This window comes from Streptomyces colwelliae (assembly GCF_048158785.1).
In the GTDB taxonomy this organism is placed as follows: domain Bacteria; phylum Actinomycetota; class Actinomycetes; order Streptomycetales; family Streptomycetaceae; genus Streptomyces.
In genome coordinates this window covers 1-16,885 of record NZ_JBLTJC010000228.1, presented here as the reverse complement: position 1 = coordinate 16,885, position 16,885 = coordinate 1, and the positions used below count along the sequence as shown (strand labels likewise).

At 71.0% G+C, this 16,885-nt stretch carries 23 protein-coding genes; 21 read left to right on the top strand and 2 right to left on the bottom strand.

Annotated features, from left to right (window positions below; translation table 11 throughout):
* Window positions 1-167 precede the first annotated feature (167 nt).
* The 18 genes from ACNFOC_RS35270 to ACNFOC_RS35185 all read left to right on the top strand — a co-directional run bounded on the left by ACNFOC_RS35270 (window position 168) and on the right by ACNFOC_RS35185 (window position 12,526).
* Window positions 168-860, top strand: coding sequence for a zinc finger domain-containing protein (locus ACNFOC_RS35270; RefSeq protein WP_416963120.1), 693 nt, complete (start codon window positions 168-170; stop codon window positions 858-860).
* A complete protein-coding gene (locus ACNFOC_RS35265) occupies window positions 857-1,336 on the top strand; it encodes a hypothetical protein (RefSeq protein ID WP_416963119.1) in 480 nt (159 codons plus the stop codon). Before ACNFOC_RS35270 ends, ACNFOC_RS35265 begins: the two co-directional genes overlap by 4 nt.
* On the top strand, window positions 1,333-1,500 hold the full coding sequence (locus ACNFOC_RS35260; RefSeq protein WP_416963118.1) for a hypothetical protein: 168 nt from the start codon (window positions 1,333-1,335) through the stop codon (window positions 1,498-1,500). Before ACNFOC_RS35265 ends, ACNFOC_RS35260 begins: the two co-directional genes overlap by 4 nt.
* A gap of 132 nt (window positions 1,501-1,632) precedes the next feature.
* A complete protein-coding gene (locus ACNFOC_RS35255) occupies window positions 1,633-2,148 on the top strand; it encodes an HNH endonuclease signature motif containing protein (RefSeq protein ID WP_416963117.1) in 516 nt (171 codons plus the stop codon).
* A 111-nt stretch (window positions 2,149-2,259) separates the two neighbouring features.
* On the top strand, window positions 2,260-2,823 hold the full coding sequence (locus ACNFOC_RS35250; protein ID WP_416963116.1) for a hypothetical protein: 564 nt from the start codon (window positions 2,260-2,262) through the stop codon (window positions 2,821-2,823).
* Window positions 2,820-3,044, top strand: a complete 225-nt coding sequence (locus ACNFOC_RS35245; RefSeq protein WP_416963115.1) for a hypothetical protein — start codon at window positions 2,820-2,822, stop codon at window positions 3,042-3,044. Before ACNFOC_RS35250 ends, ACNFOC_RS35245 begins: the two co-directional genes overlap by 4 nt.
* Entirely contained in the window at window positions 3,041-3,571 is a 531-nt protein-coding gene (locus tag ACNFOC_RS35240) for a hypothetical protein (protein ID WP_416963114.1), read from the top strand. The genes ACNFOC_RS35245 and ACNFOC_RS35240 overlap by 4 nt, the downstream gene beginning before the upstream one ends.
* A gap of 17 nt (window positions 3,572-3,588) precedes the next feature.
* Window positions 3,589-4,431 carry a hypothetical protein gene (locus ACNFOC_RS35235; RefSeq protein WP_416963113.1) on the top strand — a complete coding sequence of 281 codons (843 nt, stop codon included), beginning with the start codon at window positions 3,589-3,591 and terminating at the stop codon, window positions 4,429-4,431.
* A 173-nt stretch (window positions 4,432-4,604) separates the two neighbouring features.
* Window positions 4,605-5,804 carry a hypothetical protein gene (locus ACNFOC_RS35230; RefSeq protein WP_416963112.1) on the top strand — a complete coding sequence of 400 codons (1,200 nt, stop codon included), beginning with the start codon at window positions 4,605-4,607 and terminating at the stop codon, window positions 5,802-5,804.
* Between the two features lie 56 nt (window positions 5,805-5,860).
* On the top strand, window positions 5,861-6,022 hold the full coding sequence (locus ACNFOC_RS35225) for a hypothetical protein (RefSeq protein WP_416963111.1): 162 nt from the start codon (window positions 5,861-5,863) through the stop codon (window positions 6,020-6,022).
* Between the two features lie 15 nt (window positions 6,023-6,037).
* On the top strand, window positions 6,038-6,382 hold the full coding sequence (locus ACNFOC_RS35220; RefSeq protein ID WP_416963110.1) for a hypothetical protein: 345 nt from the start codon (window positions 6,038-6,040) through the stop codon (window positions 6,380-6,382).
* A gap of 60 nt (window positions 6,383-6,442) precedes the next feature.
* Complete coding sequence (locus ACNFOC_RS35215) at window positions 6,443-7,354, top strand: hypothetical protein (RefSeq protein WP_416963109.1); 912 nt, start codon at window positions 6,443-6,445, stop codon at window positions 7,352-7,354.
* A gap of 76 nt (window positions 7,355-7,430) precedes the next feature.
* Window positions 7,431-7,724: a hypothetical protein gene (locus ACNFOC_RS35210; protein ID WP_416963108.1), complete on the top strand. Its 294-nt coding sequence runs from the start codon at window positions 7,431-7,433 to the stop codon at window positions 7,722-7,724.
* Between the two features lie 909 nt (window positions 7,725-8,633).
* Entirely contained in the window at window positions 8,634-9,050 is a 417-nt protein-coding gene (locus ACNFOC_RS35205; protein WP_416963107.1) for a hypothetical protein, read from the top strand.
* 70 nt (window positions 9,051-9,120) lie between these two features.
* Window positions 9,121-9,642 (top strand): helix-turn-helix domain-containing protein, encoded by a 522-nt coding sequence (locus ACNFOC_RS35200; protein ID WP_416963106.1) that lies wholly within the window; start codon window positions 9,121-9,123, stop codon window positions 9,640-9,642.
* Entirely contained in the window at window positions 9,632-10,864 is a 1,233-nt protein-coding gene (locus ACNFOC_RS35195; protein WP_416963105.1) for a PBSX family phage terminase large subunit, read from the top strand. Before ACNFOC_RS35200 ends, ACNFOC_RS35195 begins: the two co-directional genes overlap by 11 nt.
* Entirely contained in the window at window positions 10,861-11,061 is a 201-nt protein-coding gene (locus ACNFOC_RS35190) for a hypothetical protein (protein WP_416963104.1), read from the top strand. The genes ACNFOC_RS35195 and ACNFOC_RS35190 overlap by 4 nt, the downstream gene beginning before the upstream one ends.
* Window positions 11,048-12,526, top strand: a complete 1,479-nt coding sequence (locus ACNFOC_RS35185; RefSeq protein ID WP_416963103.1) for a phage portal protein — start codon at window positions 11,048-11,050, stop codon at window positions 12,524-12,526. Before ACNFOC_RS35190 ends, ACNFOC_RS35185 begins: the two co-directional genes overlap by 14 nt.
* Here the strand turns inward: ACNFOC_RS35185 and ACNFOC_RS35180 are convergent.
* Entirely contained in the window at window positions 12,523-13,044 is a 522-nt protein-coding gene (locus tag ACNFOC_RS35180) for a hypothetical protein (protein ID WP_416963102.1), read from the bottom strand. The genes ACNFOC_RS35185 and ACNFOC_RS35180 overlap by 4 nt on opposite strands.
* A 67-nt stretch (window positions 13,045-13,111) precedes the next feature.
* On the opposite strand from ACNFOC_RS35180, the gene ACNFOC_RS35175 reads away from it, so the two are divergent.
* The 3 genes from ACNFOC_RS35175 to ACNFOC_RS35165 all read left to right on the top strand — a co-directional run bounded on the left by ACNFOC_RS35175 (window position 13,112) and on the right by ACNFOC_RS35165 (window position 16,347).
* Window positions 13,112-13,372 (top strand): hypothetical protein, encoded by a 261-nt coding sequence (locus tag ACNFOC_RS35175; RefSeq protein WP_416963101.1) that lies wholly within the window; start codon window positions 13,112-13,114, stop codon window positions 13,370-13,372.
* A 589-nt stretch (window positions 13,373-13,961) separates the two neighbouring features.
* A complete protein-coding gene (locus tag ACNFOC_RS35170; RefSeq protein ID WP_416963100.1) occupies window positions 13,962-16,181 on the top strand; it encodes a phage minor capsid protein in 2,220 nt (739 codons plus the stop codon).
* A gap of 4 nt (window positions 16,182-16,185) precedes the next feature.
* On the top strand, window positions 16,186-16,347 hold the full coding sequence (locus tag ACNFOC_RS35165; protein ID WP_416963099.1) for an Rmf/CrpP fold protein: 162 nt from the start codon (window positions 16,186-16,188) through the stop codon (window positions 16,345-16,347).
* A 70-nt stretch (window positions 16,348-16,417) separates the two neighbouring features.
* On the opposite strand, the gene ACNFOC_RS35160 is transcribed toward ACNFOC_RS35165, so the two are convergent.
* The gene (locus tag ACNFOC_RS35160; protein ID WP_416963098.1) at window positions 16,418-16,636 is read right to left on the bottom strand and encodes a hypothetical protein; all 219 of its coding nucleotides are present in this window, start codon (window positions 16,634-16,636) and stop codon (window positions 16,418-16,420) included.
* Between the last annotated feature and the right edge of the window lie 249 nt (window positions 16,637-16,885).

Genomic DNA, 16,885 nt, shown 5'->3' with positions numbered 1-16,885 from the left:
GTGGTCGGCTGGTCGAGGCACCGGTCGACGTAGACGCCGAGGTGCGCGGCCGTCTCCGGCCACCGTACGGCGGTCTCGCGCACCAGGGCGGCCGCCCGGCCCGGACGCGTCGCCCGCGCCGCCGACCTGTTCGCCGCCGCCCTCAACTCGCCCCAGGAGCACGCCAGATGACCCGCGAAGAGGTCGCCGCCCTGCTCGCCTACGCCGTGCGTCTCGACCCGCGCACCGCGCCCGACGACCAGGCCGCCGCCGCCGAAGTCCTCGACCAGTGGGCCGACCTGCTCGCCGACGTCGCCACGGCCGCCCCGCACCCCAACGGCCGCCACTGGGACGCCGCGCAGGTCGTACGCCACCACATCGCGACCAGCCCGTACCCGATCAAGCCGAGCGACGTCTCGCGCCCGTGGCACAGCTTCCGCCGCGACGTCGTCGACCGCCACCACGACCCCGTTCCCGCCGCCGACCCCGACAACCCCGAGGCGTACCGCGCCGAACTGCTCGGAACCCGGCACGCCGTCGCGACGGGCACCGTGACCGCTGCGACGTACCGGGAACTGACCGGCGGCACCCGCGAGGAGCGCGAGGAGTTCGCCGCCGAACGCCTCGCCGCCCTCGGTGACTACGTCCCGCGCAGTGCCGCCGACACCCTCGCCCCGTACCGGCGCCGCCGCGCCGAGCGCGAACGCCGCGCCGTCGAGGGACTGCCCGACCCGCTCGACGTGGCGTGCCCCTACGAGCAGTGCCGCGCCCGCGCCGGTGATCCGTGCGTCAACTACCGCCGCCACCCGCGCAGTTCGGCGCATCCCTCGCGCCTCGACCTCGCCACCTCCCGCCACTACGCCCAGGAGCCGGCCGCATGAACCGCAACAGCAAGCACCCCGACCGCGCCCCGCACCGCCGCCGCGCCAGTGCCGGCGACCGCACGAAGAACAGCAAGTTGTTCCGGATCACCGGGAGTTGGGACCGGCGCCCCGACCGGCCGTGGGTGAAGGCGACCCAGGACCGCAAGGCCGTGCGGCGCATCGCGCGCGGGATGGCCGAGCAGGGCGCGTACGTGATCGTCGAGCGGCACGACGGACACGGCTTGTGGTCGACCTGGTTCGAAGTCGACGGGCCCGCCCTGGTCGCCGGACGCCGCCGCGCCGACGCCGAGGAGCGCCACAGCACCGAGCAGCAACAGCGCGCCTCCGCCGAGGCCGAGACCGCCCGCCGGACCGCCGCCGAACGCTCCGAGCGCGAGCGCGCCGGCCTCGCCCGCCTCATGACGCGCCCGCCGGTCGCCCGCGAGCAGTGCGGACGACGCGAGGCCCGGCACGTCACCGGGGCACAGCGATGATCCCCGCCGCCGCCCTCGCCGTCGTGCGCGCAGGCGTCGAGAACGCCCGCGGGAACGGCCTCGACACCGCCGAGGACGTGGCCGAGCAGGTCGTCGAGGAACTGCTCGCCATGGGGTGGACGATCGCCCTCGCCCCACCCGACGACGATCGGCAAGCCGCGTAACTACCGCACAGGGGGCGGGAATCGGAACGGCCGAGGCCTCCCCCTGTGCACTATATTCCTTCCACGGAAGGAATGTTTCCATCCACGAAAAGAACATCGGGAACGACTTGCATCCCGCGAGGAGGTACGTCCGTGGACCGGCCCACCCCGGCCGAGCGGTTCGCCGACAAAGTGAACACCGCCGGCCCCTGGTCACTCCGCCGACACTGCCCCGGCCCCTGCCGTCTGTGGGACGGGAGCACCAACGAGAAGGGCTACGGCACCTTTTGGGCCGACGGCCGCACGGTCAAGGCCCACCGCTACGCCTACGAGCAGGCCAACGGCCCGATACCGGCCGGTCTTGAGGTCGACCACCGGTGCCGCCGCCGCGCGTGCGTCGCCCCCGGCCACCTCGACGCCGTCACCCACCGCGTCAACATCCTGCGCTCAGCGAACCACGTCGCGATGCGCGCCGCCGTGACGCACTGCCCCGCCGGACACCGCTACGACCAGGCGAACACGATCAGGGCGAAGAACGGCACACGCAAGTGCCGGGCGTGCAAGAACGCCCAGGCCCGCGCCGCCCGCGCCGCCAAGCGCGCGCCCCACCTCGCCACGGTCCACCCCATCCGACCCCGCCCCGCCCGCGCCCTCGAACGGGCCGCGTGACCGGCCGCGCGTCCGGACGCGGAGCCGCCCGCGCGCACGAACGACGTCGTGTTCACCGTCAACACCGTGAATACCGCGTCGTTCCCCTCCCCGAGACAGGAGCAACGCACCATGACCCGCATTCCCGACGCCGTCGCCGTCGCCTCCCTCGACACTCACCGCCTGATCGTCACCGTGCCGAACAGCGGACCGGCCGACGTCGCGTGCAACCTCCCCCGGCCGGTGGCCGCCGACATCCTGCGCCAGCTCGCCGCGAGCCTCGACGGTCCTGCCGGCCAGTGCGCGACCGCCCGCGCGACCGGCCGGCCGTGCCCGCTGCACGACGCGCCCGCCTCGCCGCCCGAGGCGATGCCCGCACCCGACGAGCGCGCCCTCGACGAGGTCCGGCAGTGCCTCGCGTTCAACACCGCGGAGCCGTCGCAGGTCCTCGCCTCGCTGCGCGATCTGCTGCTCGACACCGAGCAGCGCAGCCCGGCCGCCGCCCTCGCGACCGCGTACGTCCTGCTCGCCGTCCACGCCCGCGAACTCTCCGCCCTCGCCCGGCAGCACTCCACCGAAGCACGCGAGCGGTTCGGCGTGAACCGCAGCTCGCGCGGCCTGCTCACCGGCATGGACAGCGTCCGGAAACGGCTCGACCAGCACGCCGACGGCCTCGACGAGCAGGCGCAGCGGTGAGCACCACCGCCGCCGCCCTGACCACCGTGGCGATCGTCATCGCGGGCGGCGTGCCCCTCGGCCGGTGGGCATGCCGGCGCGGCCCCGGCCCCCTCGCCGGCCGCCAATCCCGCAGTGCCGACCGCGCCCTGTTGCGCCTCGCCAAGGGCGAGGGCCGGTGTCCCCGCGGGTGCCTCACCTGCCGAGTACTCACCGAACGAACCCAGGAGAACAACAGATGAGCCGCCGTATCCGAACGCGCCGAGACCGGCGCGACGCCGAGCGCGACGCCCGACGCGAGTCCCTGTTCGTCCTGCTCGCCCGCGCCCAGCGAGGGGCCCTCACCGGCGCCGAGGCCAGCCTGTTGCGCGCGCACGTCGAGGCCGAGGTCGAGGCGTCCGACCGCTTCCGCGCCGAGGCCGGCGGGCAGCAGGCCGCCGTGCGACGCGAGCAGCGGCGCACCCTCGCCGCCGAGGACGCGATACGCGAGGCCGAGCAGCGCGCCGCCGACGCCGAGGAGCAGCTCGCCGAGCGGGACCAGGCGCACCGCGCCGGCCTCGCCCGCCGCTCGCGCACGGTCACCGTGTGGCAGGGGGACGCGCGCGACGCCCGCGCCGACGGCCGCCGCGCCGGTCAGCAGGTGGCCGCCGTACGGGCCCTGCTGCCCGCCCGGCCGCGCCCGCACCTCGGACTGCCCAACGACCTCGCGTACGCGAACGGCCAGTACGACGTGTACGACGCCGTCCGCGACGCCCTCGACCAGCACTGAGACCAGGAGCAGCCACCATGACGACCCCCATCGACCACGCCGCGCCGCCGGTCGCCCGCCGCGCCGCCGTCGACCTCGCCGCCGTACGCGAGCAGTGGGGCGACCTGCTCGCCGCCGTCGACCGCCGCCCGGCCGCCGAGTGGCCGCCGCGCGAGACCCGCGGCGGGTTCCTCGACCAGCTCGCCGCCGCCGACCGCACCGAGGCCGGCGAGCAGCCGGCCGGGCCAGTCGTCGGCCGACTCCCCCTGCTGCTGCGCGAGCACCCGGCCCCGCTCAACCTCGACGCCCTCGACGCGGCGATCGAGGTCGAGCGCGAGCTGTTCGACCTCGCCGACGCCGTAGCCGAGCAGGTACAGCGCCCCGTACACCGGACGCCGGTCGCCCTGCGGTCGCTGCCCCCGCGCACGGTCATACGGGAAGACCTCGCCGACCGGCAGAACCCCGGCCGGTGGCACTACCAGACGGCCGACTCGGCCGGTTCGCGGGCGTACGGGCTGCACTGGGCCGCCGTGTGGCTGGAAGGGCGGGCCCTCGGCGAGGAGTACGGCGACCTGTTCGCGCCGGTCCCCGCCCTGCTGCTCGACCACCTCGCCGCGACGGCCGCCGGCGCTCGCCGCGCCGTCGAGCGCGCGCTCGGACGCGACGGCCGGTCGACCGCCCTCGACGCCCCGTGCCCCTGGTGCGGCGGGCGCCTCACGGGCCGTACCCGCGCCGGCGGTGAACCGGCCGTCGCCTGCTCGACCGGCGCAGCGTGCACCGCGCCCGCCGGGGAGGGCCGTCGCCGGGGTGAATGGCGGGGGGCGGACCTGGTCGTCCTGTGGTCCGCCCTTACCGCCGACCGGCAGCGACCGGCCGCATAGCCGAAACGAGGGACCGGCCAACTCCCCGTTTGTGCACGGCAGTTGGCCGCTCACGAACTTTTCTGAACCAACTTCTGAAGTAACTTGTGTAGTTACTTCAGAAGCGCCTACAGTGGTCACGTCAACGGCGGTCCTCACCCGCCACCACCACCGATCAGAGGGAGCAACCCCCGATGAACACCAACCGCATCCGCTACCACGTGGGAAGCCACGACCTCGGCCTCGACACCGAGTACCGCGTCGAGTGCGTCGACACCCTCGACGAGGCCCGCGAGTGGCTGCGCCACGACGTCGAGGAAGTGGCCGTCGACGTCGAGGACGACACCGAGTTCGACGCGTTCCTCGACCGCCTCGACGGCCTCGACATCGTCGGCGAGCACCGCATCGACGCGTTCGTGTTCTTCGTGCGGCACGTCACGGACTGCGGTTGCCCCTGCGACTGCGCCGAGACCGGTCGCGAGTGCGACGGCGAGCACCCCCGCGAGGCCGCCGCCGAGCCCCAGCTCGCCGACGCCGACGACCAGGGCCGTTCCGCATTCGAGTTCGACGGCACGCAGTACGCCGTGTTCAACACGGCGGGCTCCGACCGCGACGGGTTGTGGGCCGCCGCCCAGGTCCCCGCCGAGGGCCCGGTCTCCGCAAGCAGCGACTGCCTGCTCGCGGGCATGGCAACCCGCGAGGTCGCGTTCGCCCGCGCCGTCGAGAAGCTGCGCCCCACGCGCCTGATCACGTTTCTGCCGAAGCGCTACGCCTCGATCACGACGCCGCGCGAGGAGCGCGAGGCCGACGAGTACCCGACCGTGACCGCCGACGGGTGGGTCGTCGGCTGGTCGACCGACGGGTACGCCGTCCTGTTCGAGAACGGCAAGGCCCGCGCCCACATCTACCGCGAGGGCCCGTTCATCTTCGCGACCATTCACCGTGCCGAGGGCGTCGGCTCCGACGACCTCGACGGCGAGTGGAGGTTCGTCGAGACGGCCGCCGCCGCTGCGCGTGCGCAGATCCTCGACGCCCGCGACCGTATGAACGTCGAGTTCTTCCCCGTCGTCGTGACCGCGCTGCCCGACGACGAGGATCACGCCCCCCTGCTGGTCGACCCCGCCGCAGCCCGCATCGTGCGGGCGGGCGACGTCCGCGAGGGCGACACCATGCTCGCTTGCGTGCTGGACGTACGAGGCCGCATGCCGCAGACGGACTATTTCAACGACCAGTACACCGCCCACCCCATCCCGTACAGCCCGTCGTGCGGATGCGGCGTGTGCTGCCTGCTGGCCGACGAGCCCGGACCCGTCGTGAACCTCGGCGACGACAACCAATGGGACGTCTGCGACCCGATGGCCGCCAGCGCCCTGGTCCTGATCGTCCCCGCCTGACCGCCCCAGGGCCCGCCCCTTCGAGGGCGGGCCCGCTCCGCCGAGGAGTACCAGCCATGCCGAAGCCCCAGCAGACCCGCCGCACCGTACTCAATGTCGACCACCCCGAGAACAGCGAGGAGCAGTGCGAGAACTGCGGCTGTTCCGAGAACGAGTTCGACCCCGCCTGCAACTGCCCGAACCTGGTGACCTGCCCCGCAGGTTGTGGACACCCGTAGCCAAGGAACCCGCCGATGCGTCCCGAGACCCACGCCGTGCGTGGCGCCGCCCTGAAGATCACCGGGCACTACCGCCGCCCTGGAACGCAAGACCTGTACTGCGGACGCCCCGCAGGCGGACGCAACGGTATCTTCGCCGCCGTGCACGGGTGGCGCCTGTGCACGGGATGCGTACGGGCCGAGGCCCGCGACCACGCCGAGGCCGAGGCCGTCGCCGCCCAGTGGCGGACCGAGGTCGAGGTCGCTGAGCCCGTCGGCATGCTGGTGATCCGCGCGCCCTGGCGACCGCGCCGCCCCGAACAGCTCGCCCTCGACGGCGTGCCCCACAAGCCCGAACAGGTCGCCCTGTTCGCCGTCTGACCGACCCCGCCCGCCCTCGCCCGAGGGCGGGCCCGACCGCACCGACAGGAGCAACACCCCATGAGCACCAGCGACCGGCCGCCGCAGACGTCCGAGGAGCAACAGGCCGACGTACTGCGCGCCATCGGCGACAAGGGGTTCGAGGTGCAGCCCGCGCCCGATCCGGACCAAACCCGCGCCGCCCTCGACAGGCTGCTCGATGGCCGCCCGCAGCTCGCCGCCCTCGCCCTGAGCCTGGTACAGGCCGTTGTCGGTTCGGGCATCATCCCCGCACCTGAGACGCGCGTCATGACGTCGTCCGAGATCTCGCGCTCGGTGCGCCGCACGCAGCGCGAGCGGCAGCTCGCCGAGCGCACGGCGATGGTCGAGCGCGAGTTCCCCGCCGAGCAGCGACCGGCCGCCCTCGCCCTCGCGCAGATCGCCGAGACCCGCGACGAGGGGAAGCGGGCCGTGGAGTCGACCCCGTTCGTGATCCGCAGGGCCAAGGCCGACGGTATGAAGCCGCCCGCCATCGCGAAGCTGCTCGGCGTGACGGACTCCTACGTGTACGACGTGCTGCGCAAGCCCGAGCAGCCCGGAACGCCCGAGTGGTTCGAGCAGTTCCACCAGCAGGCGGAAAGGGAGGCGTACGAGCGCCGACGGGCGCACGTACCCGCAGGCCGCACGCTCTACGAGCACCGCATCGAGTTGTTCGGCAGTTCCGCCGGCGACGGCTGGCAGACATGGGGAAGCGGCGACAACGACGCCGCACCGGGCACCGAGGCACAGCTCGCCGAGGATCTGCTCGCCGACGCCGAAGAGAACGACGAGGTGGTCAGGACCCACCGCGCGCGTGTGCTGATCTGGGAGGGCCCGGAGGGGACCGAGAACGACGCGCTGTACGTCCACGAGCGCGAACCGGCCGCTCTGCCCGAGCCCGAGTTCCCGGTCGACGAGCACAAGACCAGCACGCGTAGCGACGACCAGCAGTAAGCCCACCGACAACGCGGGCCCGCCCGACGCCTCACACGTCAAGCGGGCCCGACTCGCCAAACGGGAGCAACCCCCGATGACTACCGCCAACATTACCCAGCAGCCGGCCAAGGCCCCGAATCTCCCGCCCGACGTCGGACGGTCCCTGTCTGTGCGCATCCTCGACGAAGGCATGTACGACGATCTGCGCGTGATCATGCAGACCGGTTGCGACGCGTCCGCCGCCGTCCGACAGGCGTTACTACTCCTCGCGAACGTGTACGACGGAGCGTGGAAGCGCGGGCACTACCCAACCGGCGTCGCGCCCGAGATCACGACGACGAACATCAAGCCGTACCGGCCCGTCCGACAGCCTGACCAGGACGTATGACAACCACGCGCCCCGCTGTCGACACAGCGGGGCGCACGTCGGACACCCGTGGGCCGCGTCCAGTCGGCACACCGTGCCCTAGTCCGCCGCCTGGTGCGCAGTTGTGTCCCGTCCGTGCGGACAGCGCGCCCGGCCGTCCGGCGCTTCCGCCACCTGCGGCCATATCGGAGCAGAAGTACGACGTTCGGGGGGGTAGTTAACCCTTTCGCGACTGCCGTAACGCCTTTCGCAGCTAGTACGGTTTCCCACGCGGGCACGGTTTCGCCCCAACCGCCTTCCCCTCATGGCGCATTCAACCGATGCAGAGGGAGGAAGTTTGGGGACCAGCAGGAAGAAAAGGAAGCCGGTCGGCGAAGGAAAGAAAGGCAGGCCAGCCAGCAGGAGAAGGCAGGCCAGCATGATGAAGGGCCCGGATTGGGAACGAAACACCTTCCTGGTCACGGCGGGACGTCTCGTGTACGAGATCGTCCGCGACCTGATCAAGAGGTAAGACGCACCAACCCGAGCCCATCCCTCAATGACCGTTCATCGCGGTCACTGCGTAGCGCCGGCTAGGGCGCGCGCACGGGGGCGGGATCGACGCACGGTCTCGCCCCCATCGGCAGCTCTGCTGCACAAAAGAGTTAAGCAATTACGTACCCTCCTGTACAGCCGCCCCGGTGGCACACGCTGCGCGTCCGGACGCGCAGCGTCATGCGCGCGGGCGAGGGCATCAGACAAGACCGCTTGCGCCGTTATCGTTCCGTGACCTAGAGTGGGGCCCGTCTTCGGCGTGCCCGGAAACGGTCGCCCTTCCCGAACGCCCCGCCGCTCCCCCCGCGGCGGGGCGTTCGCATGCACGCTGCAACCATCCCCACGTTGCACACGTCCCTCTTACGTAACGCTTACCAACCCGTGGGGGGACAACCCGTGAAGCACCGCGCCACCGCCTTAGCCCTCGCCACCGTCGCCGCCCTCGCTGCGCTCACCGCGTGCAGCAGCAGCGACGACGACGCGTCGAAGAAGTCGACGCCGTCGGCCGCCACCGAGTCCGTGAGCGCCAGCGACGCCGCCGCCGCTCTGCACAACGCCGGCATTCCGGCGAAGCCGACCGGACAGGCGCGCACCGCCCTGCTCGCCGCACTGCGCAAGGTCAGCCCGGCCCTGGTCGCGGACGAAGATAAGGCCGTCGACAACAGCCGCAACCAGTGCTCTGCCATCAACGGCAAGTCCGCCAAGGTCGATTGGTCCGCGCAACAGCGCTTCGGCACCAGCTCGCACAAGGTGAGCGACGCCGAGGCCAAGCAGATCAACGCCGCATTGGCGACGTTCTGCAAGACCGCCTGACCCACCCCCCGACGGCCCGGCACGCCCCTGTGTGCCGGGCCGTTCTCATGCCCGCGGGAGGTGACCGCCCGTGGGACGCCCCATCGACGACGCCGACCGCGAGCAGGTACGCCGGCTGCACGCCCAGGGCAAGAGCCGGAACGAAATCGCGAAGACGATCGAGCGGTCGCCCTCGACCGTGTCGAAGATCGCCGCCGCGTGCGACCTCACGTTCGACCGCGCCGCCGAGGTCGAGACCGCCACCCGCGTACGCCGTGCCGACCTCGCCGCGCGCCGGGCCGACCTCGCGGTCACCCTGCACGACGTCGCCGAGCGGGAACTCGGCCGGATGACCGAGCCGCACCTCTACTTCGAGTGGGGCGGGAAGGATCACACCTACGCCCAGAAGTGGCAGGACGAGCCGACCCCCGCCGACCGGCGCACCATGATGGCCACCGCCGGCGCCGCCCTCGACCGCTCCCTCAAGCTCGCCCCGCCGCGCGACGAGGCCGGCGAGCGCTCCCGCTCCGTGATCGGGCGCCTTATGGAAGGACTCGCCCGCAACTACGCCGAGCGGCACGGCAGTTCACCGGACGGCGACGATGAACAGTGACCTCGGTCTGTCGCCGAAGCAGGTCGATTCGATCGTCGAGGCCGCCGCGTTCCTCAACCTGTGGGAAGGCAGCGTTCGCAGCGGGAAGACGATCGCGAGCCTGCTCCGGTGGTTGGGGTACGTCGCCGACCCGCCGACCGGCGGCGAGCTGGTCATGGTCGGGCGCACCCGCGACAGCCTCGCCCGGAACGTGTTCGGCCCGCTGATGAACCCGGACGTGTTCGGCGAGGTCGCCCAAGACGTCCAGTACACCGCCGGCGCCCCGACGGCGACCGTCCTCGGCCGCACCGTGCACGCCCTCGGCGCCAACGACGCCCAGGCCGAGCCCAAGGTACGAGGTCTGACGTGCGCCGGCGCGTACGTGGACGAGGCGACCACGCTCCCTAAGTCGTTCTTTGACCAGCTCACCGCCCGGTGCAGCGTGCCGGGGTCGAAGATCTTCGCAACCACCAACCCGGACAACCCGAATCACTGGCTACGCCGTGACTACCTGCTCAGGCCGGAAGAGGCCCGGCTCAGGTCGTGGCACTTCCAGTTGGACGACAACCCGGGGCTTGACGCCGAGTACAAAGCCCGGATCAAGTCGACGCACACCGGCCTGTTCTACAAGCGGAACGTCCTCGGTCTGTGGATTCAGGCCGAGGGCGCGATCTACGACATGTTCGACGAGTCCGAGCACGTCGTCGACACCCTGCCCGCGATGCGCCGGTACTGGATCGGCATCGACTACGGCACCGTGAACGCCACCTCGGCGATCCTGCTCGGGGAGGGCGTCGACGGCCGGCTGTACGCGTGCGCCGAGTGGCGCCACGACTCCCGCACCGCACACCGGCAGATGACCGACGCCCAGTACAGCGCCGCACTGCGCACGTGGGTCGCCGACCTCGGCATCGCGCCCGAGTGGACGTTCGTCGACCCGAGCGCGGCATCGTTCATCACGCAGTTGTGGGCCGACTCCTACGAGGGCGTTGCCCGCGCCTCGAACGAGGTCGTCGACGGCATCCGCTCCGTGGCAAGCCTGCTCGGCGCCGGTCTGCTGCGCATACACCGGTCATGCGAGGGACTGCTCGACGAACTGCCCGGCTACGTATGGGACACGGCCGCCGCCGACAAGGGCGAGGACAAGCCCCTCAAGGTCGCCGACCACTCGTGCGACGCACTGCGCTACGCCGTGCACTCCACCGCCCACGAGTGGCGCCACCTGCTCACCCTCGCCGCATGAAGGAGGCCGCCGCCATGGCCGAGCCCGCGCTCACCCTGCCCGTAACCCTCACCGTCGGCGAGCACACCGTCGAGGTAGGGGAACTGTCCCTCGCCCCCGGCGAGGAGGTACGCCCCGCCCTCGCCACCCTGTTCCGCCGCGCCGCCGAGGCGTTCGAATCCGCCGGGCAGGAAGGGGGCGACGATGGCACTCCCTGACAACGGGACAGTGTGGCCGCCGCCGGCGTGGGCCGCGCACTACGAGGCGATGCGCGTCGACGACGCGTGGTACAGCGGGGACCGCAAGCGCCTTGCCCGCGTCTACACCAACCACCCGCGGCACACCGAGCGCCGCCGCCTGTGGGGCCGCCGGTCGTTCGAGCACCGCCTCGACCGACGCGACCACCGCCTACACGTCCCCCTCGCCGGCGACATCGCCGCGACCTCGGCCGCCCTGCTGTTCTCCGACATGCCGACGATCGCCGTCGCCGACACCCCGACACAGGCCCGCCTCGACCAACTGCTCGACGAGGGCCGCGCCCAACAGGTGTTCCTCGGCTCCGCCGAGCAGGCCGCCGCCCTGTCCGGGGTGTTCCTGCGGGTGACGTGGGACCGCGACCTAGTGCCGCGCCCCCTGCTCACCGTCATGCAGCCCGACGGCGCGATCCCCGAATGGCGCTTCGGCCTGCTGCGCGCCGTCAACTTCTGGCGCGAGCTGGACGGTTCGACCACCTCGACCGTATGGCGGCACTTCGAGCGGCACGAGACCGGCCGCATCGTGCACGCCCTGTACGAGGGCACCGCCGACAACGTCGGCCGCCGGGTGCCGCTCACCGAGCACCCCGACACCGCCGACCTGGTCGACAGCCTCGACGCCCACGGTGACACGATCACCACCGGCATCCCACAGCTCACCGCCGCCTACGTCCCCAACATGCTGCCCAACCGGCTGCACCGCGGCTCACCGATCGGACGCTCGGACTACGCGGCACCGATCTACGACCTGTTCGACAGCCTCGACGAGGTGTGGACATCGTGGATGCGCGACATCCGCCTCGCCCGCGCCCGCCTGATCGTCCCCGACGGGTACATGCGCAACGAGGGCGCCGGCAAGGGCGCATCGTTCGACGACGACCGCGAGGTCTGGCACTCCCTGCGCATGCCGCCCAACGAGGGCGCCGGCATCACCCTGAATCAGTTCGACATCAGGGTTGAGGAGCACCGCAGCACCACCGAGGCGATCACACGGGAGGCCGCCCAGTCGGCGGGCTACAGCCCGCAGTCGTTCGGCCTCGACGGCGACGGAGCGCCGGTCACCGCGACCGAGGTCGACGCCCGCGACGCCCGGAGCATGGTCACCCGCCGCAAGAAGGCCGGCTATTGGCGCCATGCCGTCGCCGACATGTGTCACGTGCTGCTGCTGCTCGACGCGAAGCTGTTCGGCAGCCGCATCACGCCCGACCGGCCGCGCGTGGAGTTCGGCGACGGCGTCGCCGAGTCAGCCGAGCAGACAGCGACCACGCTCGACCTGCTCAACCGCGCCGGCGCCGTCAGCACGGCGACGAAGGTGAAGATCCTCAACCCGACATGGGACGACACCTCCGTACAAGCCGAAGTGCGGGCCATCCTCGCCGAGACCGGCGCCGCCGCACCCGATCCCGTCGGGAACTTCCCTCTTGCCTAACGGACGAGGTTCCAGCTTTTAGATTCTTCGTCCCAGCGATAGAAACGCATCCTTTGCCCGTCTGCTCCAGCAAGGCGCCATTCACTGATGTGCCAGTAAAGACGTGGGGTAGGGCTGTTGCTCACCTCTGGCAGCGAGGCAGCCTCGATTTCGAGGAGTTGACCAAGTGCCGCAGGCGATATGTCAATGTGGATCGTTACTTCCCAGCCTTTATCACTGATGAGTGAAATTTGGCGCGGGTCTGGCGTCCTGGCGGTCGTGCTACGCGGCGACCCTATAGGCAATATCTGAGTTACAAGTCGGCGAACGGCTATTTTCGTAGCTGCGTCGATCTTTCCTGCAAGACGATTGCCAAAGTGAGTTGCTACCGCTTGCAGGAATGGTGCGGCTGCCAGGGCTGTCAAAATGGGAACCGCCCCCGCCCCTGCGTTTAGGTCTGTAACGACTGTCCCACGGTCGGCATCATCCACATGACGTTCTGTTTCGTCCACATGACGTTCTGTTTCGTCTGTGCTCAACTCCGCCCCCTTCTCCTCCACAAGCCTGCCATTTCCAACGCGGCATGTCTTGCCACGGAGGTGATCAGTGCCGATTCACCCGGGCATGGTCGAAGACCTCGCCGAGACCACCCGTGATCTGTACGCCGCCGCCGAGGAACGGCTGTTGGGCACCATCGCCCGGCAACTCGCCGACGGCCTCGACGCCCCGGGTTGGGTCGAGCGCAAGCTCGCCGCCGTACAGGCCGTTCGCCGCGCCGCACAAGCCGAAAAGCGGGCGATCCTCACCGAAACCAGCGCAGCCGCGCCCGACCCGGTGGGTGCCTTCCCTTTGAATGGCAATGACTAAGGAACAGCAGCCCAAGAGTCCAACTCTGTGTTCCACCTGTGGAGAGCATGACCTTCAGGGCAACTTCCCACGAGAAGCCATCGGCCTTGATCCCACAGGAGGTTCAGGGGAGGGGAAGCGTTGCTCACCCACTCCGGGACTGGAGCAGCATGCAGTGCGAGGAGTTGGCCTATCGCCTCGGCAGGAATGCCCTCATGCAGGGCCACCGACCAGCCGTGTTCGCTTTGCAGACTGATGGGCGCACGGTTTCGGTCCGCGTCTGATGTAGGAGCGGGCAGCTCGCGACGCAAGAAGCGGCGCAGTGCCGCGCGTGTCGCTTCATCAATCGTCCCTGCGAGCCGACTTCCGAAATGGGAAGCAACTGCCTGCAAGAAGGGTGCCACACCCGCAGCGGCTACAAATCCAGCGAATATGTTTACCTGTGTTCCAATGTCCCCAATCTGGACACCTTGCGCATTACCGACATTGATGTTGTAACTGCGGTTGGACGAACCACCGTTGTCGGCCATGGAACTCCCTTCCCCTCACGCAGCATGGCAGTTGGGGAACTCATCCCACCACGGGGACGCGCACGTGCGGGGGTGAGTTCGTGCCGATTCACCCGGGCATGGTCGAAGACCTCGCCGAGACCACCCGTGACCTGTACGCCGCCGCCGAGGAACGGCTGTTGGGCATCATCGCCCGCCAACTCGCCGACGGCCTCGACGCCCCCGGTTGGATCGAGCGCAAACTCGCCGCCGTACAGGCCGTTCGCCGCGCCGCACAGGGCGTCGTCGACGAACTCGGCAAGGCGATGTCCCTCGACGTGTTCGACGCCGTCGCCGAGGCGTACAACACCGGGCACCGCGCCGCAGTCGCCGAACTCGGCGCCCTGTCCGACGACTCCCGCCGCCTGGTCGACGACGTCACCCCAAACGCGCAGGCCGTCGACCGGCTCGCACAGGAAACCGTCGACCGGCTCACCGCGACGCACCGCTCGATACTCCGGGCGGTCGACGACCAGTACCGGACGGTCGTCGCCGAGGTCACCGCAACTCCCCTGCTCGGCACCGGCACCCGCCGGCAGGCCACGCAGGACGCCATGCGCCGGTTCGCCGACCGCGGCATCGCGTCGTTCACCGACCGCGCCGGCCGCCGTTGGCAACTCACCTCGTACGCGGAGATGGCCGTACGGACGTCCGTCGGCCGCGCCGCGACCGAGGCGCACATGCGCACGCTCGGCGAGGCCGGCGTCGACCTGGTGATCGTGTCCGACTCCCCGCGCGAGTGCCCACTCTGCCGCCCGTGGGAACGCAGGGTGTTGACCGTGGGCGCCCCAGACGGCGAGCGCACGGTCGAGGCCGAGCACGCGACCGAGGACGGCCGCACGGTCCGGGTAAGCGTCGCCGGTTCCCTCGACGAAGCGCGCCGCGCCGGTCTCCAGCACCCGAACTGCCGTCACAGCGTGTCCGCGTACACCCCCGGCATCACGCCCGTGGAGGACGCGACCAGCGACCCCGCGGGCTACGAGGCAGGGCAGCGGCAGCGGAAGATCGAGCGGAACATCCGGCGATGGAAGAACCGCGAGGCCGCCGCCGTCACCCCCGAGGCGCAGCGCGCCGCCCGCGCGAAGGTGCGGCAGTGGCAGGGCGGCATGCGCGACCACCTCGCCGCCCACCCCGACCTACGCCGACTGCGGCACCGCGAGCAGCCGGGCGCATCCAACCTCCCCGCCCCGCGCACCGAGGCGACGCCGGCCCAACTCGACGCCGCACGCGTGTGGTCGGGCGATGACCGCTCGCTACGGAACATGCACGACGACCAGCTCGCCGCCGCCGAAGGTTCCCGCCTGCTCGACGACCGCGCCCGCGCGCGCATCGAGGCCGAGGCCGACCGCCGCGACCTCGACGACCTACTCGACCGCGTAAGGCCCGGCGGCACCCTCGCCGACGACCTGCTCGCGTTCGGCGACAACGACCTCGCCCGCGCATTCCCCCGCCTCGACGACGGCGACGCACTGCGCGTCATGGCGGAGATGGACCGCCGCGACATCGCGAGCCGACTACCGGGCGTGCGGCGCGACCTGGTCGGCCTGTCCGACCACGACCTCGCCGCCCGAGCCCGCACCGCCGACCCCGACGAACGCGCCGCCCTCGACGCCGAGGCCCGCCGTCGCGACCTGCTCGCGACGTACTTCCCCGGCGGGAACCTCGCCGCGGATCTCACGGACGTGGGCGACGACGCCCTCGCCTGGTGCATGCGGTACGCCACCAACGACGAACTACTGCGCATCGCCGCCGAGATGGACCGCCGCGACGCCGTCGCACTGCCACCGCCCGCAGCGACCGGCAACACCGTCGACGACCTGCTCGCCGACCGCGACGCCCTCGCCGAAGCGATGGACCCCGCCCCGGACCCGGAGACATGGGGCGCCCTCGCCGACGACACCACGTTCGCCGAGGAGTTGGCCGCCGCCATCACGTCCGACACCGCCAAGGGCGTGACCGAGGAGACCGCCCGCCGGGTCACCCGCGCCGAGGCCCGCGCGATGTACGAGGAGTACGTCTACCGGCAGCTACTCGCCGCCGAGGACGCCACGAACGGCTACCTCCTCAACGCCAAGGCCAAGGCCGCCGGGATCAATCCGGCTGAACTGTTCACCGGTCCGGCTCGAATCGCGTACGCGCGGGCGAGCGACGAACTGAAAGAGTGGTGGGCCCAGCACGGCCGGCTGACACAGGCCGAGTTCATCGAGCAGGCGACCGGCCGCGAACAGCGCTGGGCATCCAGCGCACGCAAGAGCGAGTCCGACGAGCAGAACAAGAGGTGAGCACGTGGGAACGCGTGAGGACATCGTGCGGGCCATCACCGAGGGCGCCGAGGCAGCAAGCCGCGGCGACGACGTTCGGACGTGCCCGTACCCGCGTGACTCCCTGCTGCGCACGGGATGGATCAAGGGCTACGCCCGCGAGCGCCCCGCGACGGCCACGAGCTGAGTTGCACATTTAGAAGGGCCGGACTGCTCGCGCGGGCCGGCCCTTCTCTAACCCTGGGGAAGCCAGGTGATCACGTAAGAACGAACGCGATCACCCCCAGGCCGAGCGTCAGCGTCGCTGCGAAGGTGGTAGCCGCCGCACTGACGGGGTTCCCTCCCACGTGATCAGTGGCGATCACTGCCCCAAGAGCGGCAGCTATCGCGAACACCGTCACGAGGGAAAGTGCCCAGACCTTCCTCTCGGAATTTTTCATTTGTGTGACCTGAACCTTCCGCAAGTCGACGGTCACCGGCTTCCCCTTCCGGTGACTCTTCGTCGTTGCGCGCTCACCAATGAGGCTACCGCAGCAGGCGGACGGCCCGCCTAAAGGATCTATGCATGTGAGAGGGCCTGCCACGGCGGGCCCTCTCACATGCCCCTACTCACCCAGGAGTGCACCCATGACGACCCCGGCCCCGTCCTCGACCGCGCCGAGCGGACAGCCGCAGGGCGACCCCAGCGCCCCGCCGAGCGGACAGCCGACCGGCGCGCCCGCACC

Excerpts from the sequence above, each read along its gene's own strand:
- ACNFOC_RS35230 (WP_416963112.1), top strand. The coding sequence starts at position 4,605 with ATGAACACCAACCGCATCCGCTACCACGTGGGAAGCCACGACCTCGGC.
- ACNFOC_RS35220 (WP_416963110.1), top strand. The coding sequence starts at position 6,038 with ATGCGTCCCGAGACCCACGCCGTGCGTGGCGCCGCCCTGAAGATCACC.
- ACNFOC_RS35240 (WP_416963114.1), top strand. The coding sequence starts at position 3,041 with ATGAGCCGCCGTATCCGAACGCGCCGAGACCGGCGCGACGCCGAGCGC.
- ACNFOC_RS35250 (WP_416963116.1), top strand. The coding sequence starts at position 2,260 with ATGACCCGCATTCCCGACGCCGTCGCCGTCGCCTCCCTCGACACTCAC.
- ACNFOC_RS35260 (WP_416963118.1), top strand. The coding sequence starts at position 1,333 with ATGATCCCCGCCGCCGCCCTCGCCGTCGTGCGCGCAGGCGTCGAGAAC.
- ACNFOC_RS35215 (WP_416963109.1), top strand. The coding sequence starts at position 6,443 with ATGAGCACCAGCGACCGGCCGCCGCAGACGTCCGAGGAGCAACAGGCC.
- ACNFOC_RS35190 (WP_416963104.1), top strand. The coding sequence starts at position 10,861 with ATGAAGGAGGCCGCCGCCATGGCCGAGCCCGCGCTCACCCTGCCCGTA.
- ACNFOC_RS35195 (WP_416963105.1), top strand. The coding sequence starts at position 9,632 with ATGAACAGTGACCTCGGTCTGTCGCCGAAGCAGGTCGATTCGATCGTC.
- ACNFOC_RS35265 (WP_416963119.1), top strand. The coding sequence starts at position 857 with ATGAACCGCAACAGCAAGCACCCCGACCGCGCCCCGCACCGCCGCCGC.
- ACNFOC_RS35235 (WP_416963113.1), top strand. The coding sequence starts at position 3,589 with ATGACGACCCCCATCGACCACGCCGCGCCGCCGGTCGCCCGCCGCGCC.
- ACNFOC_RS35185 (WP_416963103.1), top strand. The coding sequence starts at position 11,048 with ATGGCACTCCCTGACAACGGGACAGTGTGGCCGCCGCCGGCGTGGGCC.
- ACNFOC_RS35270 (WP_416963120.1), top strand. The coding sequence starts at position 168 with ATGACCCGCGAAGAGGTCGCCGCCCTGCTCGCCTACGCCGTGCGTCTC.
- ACNFOC_RS35210 (WP_416963108.1), top strand. The coding sequence starts at position 7,431 with ATGACTACCGCCAACATTACCCAGCAGCCGGCCAAGGCCCCGAATCTC.
- ACNFOC_RS35225 (WP_416963111.1), top strand. The coding sequence starts at position 5,861 with ATGCCGAAGCCCCAGCAGACCCGCCGCACCGTACTCAATGTCGACCAC.